This window comes from Synechococcus sp. BIOS-U3-1 (assembly GCF_014279975.1).
In the GTDB taxonomy this organism is placed as follows: Bacteria; Cyanobacteriota; Cyanobacteriia; order PCC-6307; family Cyanobiaceae; genus Synechococcus_C.
The window spans coordinates 1582204-1591837 of the sequence record NZ_CP047936.1 but is presented as its reverse complement, the minus strand read 5'-3'; the positions used below and the strand labels follow the sequence as shown (position 1 = coordinate 1591837).

The window sequence follows — 9634 nt, the reverse complement described above, 5'->3', positions numbered from 1 at the left end:
AGCGATGGCTGCTTCCCATTCACCCCTCTACCAATAGGTCTGGTGTGTGCTTTTGCGCAAGCCCCAGATCTGGTGTCAAAGACGGGTTGCGTGGTCGGAGTATTGCCATTCAGCTCTCGTGTGGCGTTGCTACAGGTTTATGCCGCTACATGTGGAGTGAATTGTTCAGTCTTTGATGCTTCGTGAGCGAAACCGCAAGCGGGTCTCAGCTGGATCGATTGGTCTCAGTTGTCGTATTCCAACATTTCTCAGGAAGATTGATCTTCACTGAAATGCATCTTTATTCCCTGTGTTGGAGATTGTCTGTCTTCTAATTCTTTCGACGATGTTGATCATGTACTGCGCGATTATGCTCATTGTTGCTTGTCTTGGTAATATAGAAGTGACATGTAAAGCATGACTCTATTCTCAATAGCTTGAGCTTGTTTTTGTCGAGTTCAGTGCCATGTTTTGCTGTTACGGATCACCAGTCAGGACGATTTTTTGATACAATGATCGTGAATATCCTTAGATAAGCAGAACACAGAATGACCTAAGCCTTCGTTTTCAGTGAAGAAAACTCGTTGATCATTTGGCTCCGATCGTCAATACCCATGATTGCTTCTGTTGAGTCTGCGTATAGGTCTGCGACGAATGGGCGGGGTCTTGAGATTTTGCTGGTCTTTGCCTGAGGTTCATCTCATTCCTTAGTCTTTAGGAGTGATTGTGGTATTGGTGATTCTGTTTTGCTGAAGCGAAGCCTGCCTCTCATTGCTGCCTGCATCGGTTCTCTCTTGATCACGACGGCTTGCAGCAGTCCGACACGGCTGGATATCTCAAAGTCGTCCGGTACTTCAAAGCACAGTCGTGGAGAGTCTCGTTCGGCTCAAGACAGCCGCCCCAAGGTTCTGACCACCTTCACGATCCTTGCTGATATGGCCCGCAATGTTGCAGGCGACAGGCTGCAGGTGGAGTCCATTACCAAGCCCGGTGCGGAGATCCATGGATATGAATTCACTCCCAGCGATATCGAGCGTGCTGCAGGTGCCGACCTGATCGTTGAAAACGGCCTGGGTCTTGAGCTCTGGGCCAGGCGTTTCACTGACGCGGCTGGAGATGTGCCCACAGTGACGCTCACCGATGGCATTGAACCGATGCTGATTGGTGAAGATGCCTATGCCGGTCGCCCCAACCCGCATGCTTGGATGTCTCCGAAGACGGCCCAGCTCTACGTTGATCGGCTTGTTGAGGCTTTTTCGTCACTGGATCCTGAAGGTGCGCAGCAATACGAGGACAATGCAGAGGCTTACAAAGGGGAGCTTCAGGCGCTGGATGTGGAGCTCCAAAACACCCTGCAGGTCTTGCCTGCTGGCCAACGCCTACTGGTGACCTGTGAAGGCGCCTTCAGCTATCTGGCGCGTGACTATGACCTTGAAGAGGCCTATCTCTGGCCCGTCAACGCAGAGAGTCAGATCTCACCACGACGTATGGGCCGATTGATTGAGCGGGTTAAGCGCGATGAAGTTCCAGTGGTGTTCTGTGAAACCACGGTCAGTGACAAGGCCCAGCGCGAGGTGGCAAGAGCTTCTGGGAGTCGTTTTGGTGGCAGCTTTTATGTCGATTCCTTATCGGATAGCAACGGTCCTGCCGCCACCCTTCTTGATTTGCAGCGCCACAATGTGAAACTCATTCGAGCAGGGCTGGGTTCCGCCGCCGATCCAAAGCCATGACAATTCGGATCGCAGCCGATCAGCTCTGTGTCGATTACAACGGCTCCGTCGCGCTTTATGACGCCTCTCTGACGCTTCCTGCTGGCTGTATCTGCGGAATGGTTGGGATGAATGGAGCCGGCAAAACCACACTGTTTAAGGCACTCACAGGCTTTGTTCGTCCGTCCCGTGGAATGATCCGCATCAACGGGCTCAAAGTGTCTGAAGCTCAGCGAGAGCAGGCTGTGGCTTATGTGCCCCAGAGCGAGGGCATTGATTGCGATTTCCCTGTTTCTGTCTGGGATGTGGTGATGATGGGCCGCTATGGCTCGATGAACCTGTTGCGGATCCCTCGTCAGTCCGACCGCCTGGCGGTGCGTAATGCTCTCGAGCGTGTGGAACTGCTGGATCTCAAGGATCGCCCCCTTTCTGTCCTGTCAGGTGGTCAGCGCAAGCGAGCTTTTCTGGCCAGGGCGATTGCTCAGAGAGCATCTGTGCTGCTTCTTGATGAACCCTTCAACGGCGTGGATGTGCGTACCGAGAAGCTCATGGCAGAGCTGTTTCTGCAATTGCGCAAACAGTCTTGCTCGATTCTGATCTCGACCCACGATCTCAGCCACGTGCGTGATTTCTGCGATCTGGTGGTGCTGATCAACAAGACCGTGCTGGCCTACGGAGAAACATCCGAGGTCTTCACTCCCGAAAACCTTTCGATGGCATTTGGCGGTCTTCCACCAGATGTGCTTCGGGGGCAGACCCAGTGAATGTCATGGTCTGCAAGACAACCTTTTTCTTGAAACACTGCCGAGATCAGAAGGAGTTCACCTTTGCCTGACTTCTTGTTGGAGCCTCTCCGTCACGACTTCATGGTGCGGGCGCTGTTAATCAGTGCACTGGTCGGTGGAGTTTGCGGTCTGCTCTCCTGCTACATGACGCTCAAGGGATGGGCCCTGATGGGTGATGCCGTCTCCCATGCCGTTCTTCCCGGAGTGGTGTTGGCCTATGCCCTGGGGTTGCCTTTCTCTTTGGGGGCTTTTGTGTTCGGTGTGGGATCGGTGGCCACCATCGGATTCGTGAAGCAGAAGTCGCGCATCAAGGAAGACACGGTGATCGGCCTTGTGTTTACAGGCTTCTTCGCTCTTGGTTTGGTGCTGGTGTCGAAGACGCGTAGCAATATTGATCTCACCCAGATCTTGTTTGGAAACGTGCTGGGGATCTCCGCGGCTGATATCCAGCAGACCTGGATGATCTGCCTTGTCGTTGTGGCGTTGCTGTTGCTGTTCCGCCGTGATCTGCTGCTGTTCTGTTTTGATCCCACCCATGCCCGCTCGATCGGTATCAACACCGGTCTGCTCCACTACCTGCTGCTGTCGGTGCTCTCGCTTGCCGCGGTCGCCGGACTGCAGACCGTTGGCATCATTCTTGTGGTGGCCATGTTGGTGACCCCCGGCGCCACGGCCTATCTGCTTACTGATCGCTTCGATCGCATGACCTGGCTGGCGATCGGCAGCAGTGTGCTCTCAAGTCTTCTGGGCGTCTATCTCAGCTATTGGACTGATAGCTCCACGGCAGGCTGCATTGTTCTCGTTCAGACAGGTCTTTTTCTACTGGCATTTCTGCTGGCGCCGCGTCATGGAATCTTGTGTCGCCCGTCGGCCTGAGGATCGTGTTCTTATCCCGGTATTGAGCTACCTACTACTTAGAAGAATCCCTTCAATGTCATTCATGCTCCGTACATCAGTTGCTGCTGCGGCTGTTGCTGCCACATCTTTGGTAGGTGCACAGGTCCACTCCAAACCTGTCATAGAGGTCTTCAGCACAGCAATCACTGAAGCTGAGGTGAATCAAACTGCGCGTGGTTGGTGTGATGCTGTGCTTGCGATCAGTGACGCCTATCAGAAAGGCGGCTATGAGGCCGGCAAAGCCAAGGCTGAGGCCGTGATCGATACGGCTTATGCCTTTGACTTCGGGCCGATCGCTTTCAAGCCCACCTACGCGGTCGGTGACGAGACCTTCCGAACCACCCGCGAGGGTGCAATCGCATACTTCGTGGGTCCTGATCCCACAATTGACTTATACAGGGACAAGAAGCTTGGATTCACGACCTATCGGCACTGGGTCAAATGTGAGTTCAAGAACTATGTGGTGCAGTTGTTTGGTAACACTGCGAACACCATGGGTCAGGTGATCCTCACCGACTCCAATGGGCAGACCGCAGAGCCTGAGAAGACCTGGACCTTCATCCGTGAAATGAATGGTGATGTTCGCATCGTGCTGCATCACTCGTCCGCACCATTTGATGCCCGTTAGTTCGTAAAGGGGGTGCCAATGGCTGGGCTGATGTTGGAGAATGGAACAAACACATCTGCGTTGTCCAGCCTGATGCTCCTCTCCAACCGATCCGTCGTTCGGGGTTCCCTGGCCGCACTGGCCGCACTCACGCTCGTGGGAGCACAATCGGCCCGGGCCCACCATGTCCCAGGCGACGACCACACCGGCACCCTCGTTTCTGGTCAGTCCACCAGTACGGCCCAGGGCAAACAAACCATCTTCAACACCAAAGCTGAGGCTGAGGCCGCGGCACCAGGATTCGATTGCAAGGGGGCTCACAAGATGGGCAATCAATGGATGCCTTGTTCATCCCATGGCCACTGATCAGCTTGTCAACTGATCGGCCTTGCCAACTGATCTCGCTAGTCGCTTCAGGTCATCAAAGTAATGATGGCCTGATCCGGCTTGGTCGGTAGCTGAGCAAAAATTTCTGATCTTCGGCTCTAACCGCCGTGATGCAGTCATCTTCTGTAGTCCAGATCCAGACCTGTTGAGGGGCCTGGTCTGTGTGTTTGATCGTTGTACTGACCGGTGACCCATAACGAGTTCTGAGCCCTGCGAGCACCTCAGTCATCGCATCGCTGGGCAAGCTATACACCAGTTGTTCCAGTCCTTGGTTGCCGAAGCGCAGATCCAGCTGTTCAACGGGAAAGTCACCGATGTGCTGGTTGCTGACGCGATAAATGGCCGACGAATCCGTGTCCAGAGATCGGGCTGATTCAAGAGAAATCTCCAGACGCTGTTCAACGGTTGAGCTGTCCATTCCCCACTGCAAACCAGGAATGCAGGCCATGGCCTCTCCGGGAGCCCAAAGGACGGTGGCTGCTAACAGCAGATTCAGGACCCATTGCAGCGAGAGGCGCACCATGAATTCCCAAGACGACGTCTCTTTTCAGACGTTAGTTGTGATGCCAACAGCTGTCTGTTCTCCCCAGATGACTGATCTGCAAATCAGAGTGATGTCGACATTGCTGCTGATGATCCCTACGTTGATCTGCGCACCCATCACGGTTGTGGCTTCATTGCCCTGGGCTGAATGACGCGTCTTGCCACAGCCTGGGCCATCTTCCAAGGCCTGCTGATCGAGGCACTCCCTTTTTTGATGCTGGGGGTCACCATCGCTGGCCTCGCTCGCTGGTTGGTCCCCCAGTCGGCCTGGGTTCATCGGCTGCCACGCAATCCCCTGCTCGCGCCAATCGTTGGAGCCTTGCTTGGGTTTGCGCTCCCGGCCTGTGAATGCGGCAACGTTCCAGTGGCTCGCCGCCTACTGGCCAGCGGCGCACCGCTCGGTACGGGATTCGGTTTCCTTTTCGCTGCGCCGGTTCTGAACCCCATCGTTTTGGCCAGCACTTGGGCGGCATTTCCCGATAAGACCTGGTTGCTTTGGGCCCGGCCTGCTGGGGCTTTTGTGATTGCACTTGCGCTGAGTGCTCTGCTGGGGCTGATTCCTGAATCCCGCCTGCTTCAGGGTGCACTGCTGGAAGAGCGCAGGCTCAGTCAGCCCCTAACCAGCATCGGGTTGTTGGAGCGGCGTACAGGACTGGTCGGTGCAGGTCCGGTCAAGCCTGCGATGCAGGCCCAATCCCAAGCTCTTCTTCCCCGTGAGCTTCTCTCCCACAGCACCCGGGAATTCCTCAGCCTGCTCACATTGCTGGTGCTCGGCAGTGCTCTGGCCGCTGTGGTTCAGACCTGGCTGCCGCGCAGTTGGTTGCTGGCGCTGGGAAGTGCTCCGACGCTCTCGGTCCTTGCGTTGATGCTGCTGGCGCTGGTGGTCTCGGTGTGTTCAAGTGTTGATGCTTTCCTTGCACTTGGCTTTGCTGCCCAGGTCACGCCGGGAGCGTTGCTGGCTTTTTTGTTGCTGGGGCCGGTTGTTGATCTCAAACTGGCCGGATTGTTCACCGTTCTGCTCACTCCTCGAGCCATTGCAATCACAGCGCTGTCTGCATCTTTGATGGTTCTGCTGATCGGCCAGTGGGTGAATCTGATTCAGCTCTGATGTGGTGTCCTTTCCGATGAGAAGCTTGCGACAGCTACGTCGGGCCGCTGTTCTGCCCCCTCTGGTGGTCACACTTTGGGGTTGGGTTCTGGTCTGGAGCAGTCTGTCCTCGCGGTTGGATCTACTGCTGAATGCAGCTTTTCATCCGGTAGTAGCCGTTGCCGGTGTGGTCCTGATGGTGGTTGGACTGATCCAGCTGCGGTTCGTTGGCCGGCGACGCCTGCCTTTGGCGCCTGTCGGTTGGCTGTTGTCTGCACTGGTGGCTTTGTTGATTTTGCTTCTGCCTCCCCAACCATCATTCAGTGACCTTGCTGCCAGTCGTCCGGATAGTCTTCCAACGGCACCGAGTCTGAGCTTTTTCCTGCCTCCGGAGCAGCGCACGCTGACGGAGTGGGTCCGTTTGCTTCGCAGTCAGCCTGATCCGGAGTTGCATGCCGGAGATCCAGTGCGAATTAGTGGCTTTGTTTTGGATCGACCCGGGGAACCATTGCAGCTTGCCCGCTTGACGGTGCGCTGCTGCCTCGCAGATGCCACGCCCGCCGGCCTGCCCGTGGACTGGCCCGATGAAGCCGATCCAAAGGTGGATCAGTGGTTCGCGATTGAGGGAACCATGACTGTGAAGGAGCGCAAGGGGGTTCCGGTCAATGTGGTGAAGCCGACCCGTGTGACCTTGATTCCAAGGCCTGAGCGCCCGCTCGAACCATGACCTTGTCGGCTCCATCGGCACGGCCGCGGCTGTTACTCGGATGCCTTGCGGCTCTGGCTGGACTGGCTGTTGTGCAGCAGCAGATTCTGTTGCGACGACCACCTCGGCTTCAGTCCGTGGCCATTCAGCCGCTTCGTTCTGGAGCCGCTGCGCTGGATGTCAGCTTCAGCAGGCCGATGGACCGCGCCACTGTCGCAGCTAGTTCACTGGCGCCTGATCGTGCTCATCGCTGGTTCGGTCGACAGGATCGTCTGCGGCTACTGGTAAACCCCGGCCCACCGATCGCCGGACCTCTGCGCCTGGAACTGCTTGGCCAGGATCTGAGGCAGTTGCCACTCAAGGCGCAGTTGGTCTGGTGGAACCCCAGACCACATCTGCTTGCGGTGGTGCCCAGCGGCGATGGAGAACGGTTGATGCTGCGCCAGCGAGATGGACGATGGCAGTCGCTTGCGCCGGCGCAGCAACGCATCCTGCAGATTGAACCACTGGGGAATGGCGCTGGAGTCGCACTGGTCAGTGATGACAGTGAGGCTCGGCAGCGAGTGCTGCTGCGTCAATTGGATCAGCAGGCTCTGAGCATCCGTGAGCAAGGTCTTGGTGATCCGGTGCTGGGCAGCCTTGAAGAGCTGGAATCCGGAAACTCGGGAACTTTGCTGTTTGCTCACCTGAGCAGCAATCAACGCGGAGAATTGCTGGTTCAGCTCGGGGGGTTTGCACCAGACAGTGATCGCGTCTGGATTCAGTCCGAAGGGAAAGCACGACGGTTTTTGGATCTGAAGGCCAGCGGCCCTCTGCGTTTGTTGCCCGATGGAAACGGACTGGTGTTGCCGTCCTACGACGGTTTGGAGTTGCTGCCCCTCAACCCCTCATTGGATGGAGGGTCAAGGCAGTCGCTTCCAGGAAGTCGGGAGGTGAAGGCCTTCTGCTCTGGCTCCGGTCGCGCTTTGCTGGTGCGCCACTGGCCTGACTACCGCCGATCGCTGGAGCTAGTGATTCCAGCCCGGCCTCCGCAGCAGGTCTGGCTGGGTGAGGCCGGGGTGATGGCAGCGGCCTGCGATAACGGCGGCGAACGACTCTGGCTGGTGCTGCGGGAAGCCGGACTGCGCACTGAGGACGTGCTGTTGCAGCTCGACAGCGAGGGGCAAGAGATTCGTCGACGCTCTCTGGGACCGTGGCGCTTGAGCTCTGGGTCGGAACTCGACTACGACCCAGTGAGTGATCAACTTCTCACCGTGGTTCAGAAGCCTGCTGCCGATCATGGACGTATAGCTTTGATTTCCGGCATTACCCTCGGCATCGAGGTGCTCGAGCAACCGGCGGTGCTGGCGCGTTGGCTGCCGGCCGGAGGTGTCTTGACTGACTTTTCGGATCCGTCTGGATAGGTTGATCGAGAATCGTTCTCATGGCCCATGAGGGTGCCCCCCCTCGTTGCACAAGGTCTGTCGGTCGCTTATGGCAACCGAGTTGTTCTTGATGATGTCTCGCTGACCCTGGAAGCCGGAACGCTCACTGCACTGGTTGGAGCCAACGGGGCGGGTAAATCCACGTTGCTGCACTTACTCCAGGGCCGATTGCTGCCTTCGGCGGGGATGGTTGCTTGCGACGGGATGCCGATTCAGAGCTGTCGTGACCGGGTGGTGCTGATGCCGCAGCGTGGTCGGATCGACTGGTCTTTCCCCATCACCGTGCGCGAGTTCGTGGCTCTTGGAGCGATGAACAACAGTTCATTTGGTTGTTGCGATCGGGAAGCGGCTTTGCAACGTGTTGGCTTGGAAATGTTGGCGAACCGTCGGCTGGATGCACTGTCTGGAGGTCAACAGCAACGGGCCTTGCTGGCACGCACACTGGTGCAGCCATCTCGGGTTCTGTTGCTGGATGAACCCTGCGCCGCGATTGATCCTCCGTCACGAGAACAGTTGATTGCCCTGATGCGTCAACTGGCCGATGCAGGGCAGACACTGCTGGTGAGCAACCATGACTGGGGTTCGGCTCTTGATCTTTATGACCGAGTAATCGTGCTGGATGGTCGTGTCCTTGCGGATGGTCCTCCGCAGCAGGTGCGTTGGATGCTCGGCAGCACTATCGCTCCGAGGGAGTCATGCCATGACTGAACTTGATCTGTGGCTGGTTCCACTGCTAATGGCATTGCTTGTGGGTGTGCTCTGCCCGGTGACGGGCACGTTGTTGGTCACCCAGAGACGTGTTCTGCAAGCCAATCTGATTTCCCATGCCGTGCTTCCCGGTGTTGCCATTGCCGTGGCATGCGGGGTTGACCCAGCCATCGGCGGGGTGATGAGCGGTTTGCTGGGGTCCATGGCAGCCGAGCGGCTTCAGCGGGGGCAACCGGCTGGCCAGGAAGCGGTGATTAACACCGTGCTTGCCGGTTTCCTTGGCTTTGGTGTGCTGCTGATTCCAGTCTTGAATATTCGTCTTGATCTTGAGGCTCTCCTGTTTGGCGATTTGCTGATCGTTGACTGGTCAGACCTATACAGGGTTTTTGTGGCTGCCGCCGCGATGGCGGTGTTGCTGCTGACTCGCTACCGACAGCTTGTGTTTCTGGGTGTTGATCCAGAGGGGGCTCAGGCCTCCGGCCTTCCAGTGAGAGCTCTGCAACTCGTTCAGTCTTTGGTCACCTCCATGGTGATCGTCAGTGCCATGTCAGCTGTTGGAGTGATTTTGGTGATTGGCTTGCTCTGTGCTCCCGTGCTTCCAGGTCTTTGGCGGGTCACCAGTCTGCGTGCCGCGATGCTTCAGTCCGCGTTGGTGGGCCTGGCCCTCAGCGCGGTGGGTTTCCTCTTGGCTCTTCCCCTGAATCTGCCCCCTGGCCCCCTCATCGGAGTTGTGTGCATGGTTCTGCTATGCCTGCCCAGCTTGCGACCAGCCAATGCAGCTTGACTTGCATTCGTAGTGAGA

11 protein-coding genes are annotated in these 9634 nt (G+C 57.0%); 10 read left to right on the top strand and 1 reads right to left on the bottom strand.

Features of this window, described 5'->3' with window-relative positions:
* The first annotated feature begins 812 nt into the window (after positions 1 to 812).
* The 5 genes from SynBIOSU31_RS08425 (at position 813) to SynBIOSU31_RS08405 (ending at position 4343) form a co-directional block, all read left to right on the top strand.
* Positions 813 to 1709: a metal ABC transporter substrate-binding protein gene (locus SynBIOSU31_RS08425; RefSeq protein WP_255477448.1), complete on the top strand. Its 897-nt coding sequence runs from the start codon at positions 813 to 815 to the stop codon at positions 1707 to 1709.
* Positions 1710 to 1711: 2 nt separating this feature from the next.
* Complete coding sequence (locus SynBIOSU31_RS08420; RefSeq protein WP_186492942.1) at positions 1712 to 2452, top strand: metal ABC transporter ATP-binding protein; 741 nt, start codon at positions 1712 to 1714, stop codon at positions 2450 to 2452.
* A gap of 102 nt (positions 2453 to 2554) precedes the next feature.
* The gene (locus SynBIOSU31_RS08415; RefSeq protein WP_186492941.1) at positions 2555 to 3349 is read left to right on the top strand and encodes a metal ABC transporter permease; all 795 of its coding nucleotides are present in this window, start codon (positions 2555 to 2557) and stop codon (positions 3347 to 3349) included.
* Positions 3350 to 3413: 64 nt separating this feature from the next.
* Positions 3414 to 3998: a hypothetical protein gene (locus SynBIOSU31_RS08410; protein WP_186489140.1), complete on the top strand. Its 585-nt coding sequence runs from the start codon at positions 3414 to 3416 to the stop codon at positions 3996 to 3998.
* A gap of 72 nt (positions 3999 to 4070) precedes the next feature.
* On the top strand, positions 4071 to 4343 hold the full coding sequence (locus tag SynBIOSU31_RS08405) for a DUF3721 domain-containing protein (RefSeq protein ID WP_186489139.1): 273 nt from the start codon (positions 4071 to 4073) through the stop codon (positions 4341 to 4343).
* Positions 4344 to 4398: 55 nt separating this feature from the next.
* On the opposite strand, the gene SynBIOSU31_RS08400 is transcribed toward SynBIOSU31_RS08405, so the two are convergent.
* Positions 4399 to 4887: a hypothetical protein gene (locus SynBIOSU31_RS08400; protein ID WP_186489138.1), complete on the bottom strand. Its 489-nt coding sequence runs from the start codon at positions 4885 to 4887 to the stop codon at positions 4399 to 4401.
* A gap of 168 nt (positions 4888 to 5055) precedes the next feature.
* On the opposite strand from SynBIOSU31_RS08400, the gene SynBIOSU31_RS08395 reads away from it, so the two are divergent.
* The 5 genes from SynBIOSU31_RS08395 to SynBIOSU31_RS08375 are packed head-to-tail and all read left to right on the top strand — an operon-like array spanning position 5056 to position 9616.
* Positions 5056 to 6015 carry a permease gene (locus SynBIOSU31_RS08395; RefSeq protein WP_186489137.1) on the top strand — a complete coding sequence of 320 codons (960 nt, stop codon included), beginning with the start codon at positions 5056 to 5058 and terminating at the stop codon, positions 6013 to 6015.
* Between the two features lie 16 nt (positions 6016 to 6031).
* Positions 6032 to 6721, top strand: coding sequence for a TIGR03943 family putative permease subunit (locus SynBIOSU31_RS08390; protein WP_186492940.1), 690 nt, complete (start codon positions 6032 to 6034; stop codon positions 6719 to 6721).
* Positions 6718 to 8103 carry a hypothetical protein gene (locus tag SynBIOSU31_RS08385; protein ID WP_186489136.1) on the top strand — a complete coding sequence of 462 codons (1386 nt, stop codon included), beginning with the start codon at positions 6718 to 6720 and terminating at the stop codon, positions 8101 to 8103. Before SynBIOSU31_RS08390 ends, SynBIOSU31_RS08385 begins: the two co-directional genes overlap by 4 nt.
* A 27-nt stretch (positions 8104 to 8130) precedes the next feature.
* The gene (locus SynBIOSU31_RS08380; RefSeq protein ID WP_186489135.1) at positions 8131 to 8832 is read left to right on the top strand and encodes a metal ABC transporter ATP-binding protein; all 702 of its coding nucleotides are present in this window, start codon (positions 8131 to 8133) and stop codon (positions 8830 to 8832) included.
* On the top strand, positions 8825 to 9616 hold the full coding sequence (locus SynBIOSU31_RS08375) for a metal ABC transporter permease (protein WP_186489134.1): 792 nt from the start codon (positions 8825 to 8827) through the stop codon (positions 9614 to 9616). The genes SynBIOSU31_RS08380 and SynBIOSU31_RS08375 overlap by 8 nt, the downstream gene beginning before the upstream one ends.
* Positions 9617 to 9634: the final 18 nt, after the last annotated feature.

Coding starts and splice junctions, on each gene's coding strand:
- SynBIOSU31_RS08415 (WP_186492941.1), top strand. CDS start 2,555: ATGGTGCGGGCGCTGTTAATCAGTGCACTGGTCGGTGGAGTTTGCGGT.
- SynBIOSU31_RS08410 (WP_186489140.1), top strand. CDS start 3,414: ATGCTCCGTACATCAGTTGCTGCTGCGGCTGTTGCTGCCACATCTTTG.
- SynBIOSU31_RS08405 (WP_186489139.1), top strand. CDS start 4,071: ATGCTCCTCTCCAACCGATCCGTCGTTCGGGGTTCCCTGGCCGCACTG.
- SynBIOSU31_RS08400 (WP_186489138.1), bottom strand. CDS start 4,887: ATGGTGCGCCTCTCGCTGCAATGGGTCCTGAATCTGCTGTTAGCAGCC.
- SynBIOSU31_RS08395 (WP_186489137.1), top strand. CDS start 5,056: ATGACGCGTCTTGCCACAGCCTGGGCCATCTTCCAAGGCCTGCTGATC.
- SynBIOSU31_RS08390 (WP_186492940.1), top strand. CDS start 6,032: ATGAGAAGCTTGCGACAGCTACGTCGGGCCGCTGTTCTGCCCCCTCTG.
- SynBIOSU31_RS08385 (WP_186489136.1), top strand. CDS start 6,718: ATGACCTTGTCGGCTCCATCGGCACGGCCGCGGCTGTTACTCGGATGC.
- SynBIOSU31_RS08380 (WP_186489135.1), top strand. CDS start 8,131: ATGAGGGTGCCCCCCCTCGTTGCACAAGGTCTGTCGGTCGCTTATGGC.
- SynBIOSU31_RS08375 (WP_186489134.1), top strand. CDS start 8,825: ATGACTGAACTTGATCTGTGGCTGGTTCCACTGCTAATGGCATTGCTT.